General features: G+C 56.4%; 1 protein-coding gene. It reads left to right on the top strand.

Annotation, left to right across the window (positions count from 1 at the left end):
- On the top strand, positions 1 to 551 hold a 551-nt coding region (locus tag WMO23_RS11590), incomplete at both ends, for a pyruvate kinase (protein ID WP_349174164.1).

Here is a 551-nt window from a genome sequence, read left to right as displayed (position 1 = left end):
GCCATCAACCTGCCGGCTGTTTCCGATACAGACGCCGACGATATCGAATTCGGCTGCCGCATGAACATGGACTGGATCGCCGCTTCCTTCATCCAGCGCGGCAAAGACGTCCTGACGATCCGCAAGATTTTGGAAAAACACGACAGCCATATGAAGATCATCTCCAAAATCGAATGTCAGGCTGCGGTCAACAATATCGACGACATCATCAAGATGAGCGACGGCATCATGGTCGCCCGCGGTGACCTCGGCGTCGAAGTCCCGGCAGAAGAAGTGCCGATGCTCCAGAAAGTCCTCATCCATAAATGCCAGGCCGCAGGCAAACCGGTCATTACGGCTACGCAGATGCTGGAATCTATGTGCAACAACCCGCGTCCGACCCGTGCCGAAACGAGCGACGTCGCCAATGCCATCCTCGACGGTACCGATGCCATCATGCTCAGCGGCGAAACGGCTGGCGGCCTCTATCCGGTAGAAGCGGTAGAAACCATGGCCCGCGTCGCAACCTTTACGGAAAGCAACTTCACGCCGAAGTCCTATGAAGACGTCGA

Source organism: Megasphaera intestinihominis (assembly GCF_040096415.1).
GTDB classification, from domain to species: domain Bacteria; phylum Bacillota; class Negativicutes; order Veillonellales; family Megasphaeraceae; genus Megasphaera; species Megasphaera intestinihominis.
This window is presented reverse-complemented; position numbering and strand designations above follow the sequence as displayed.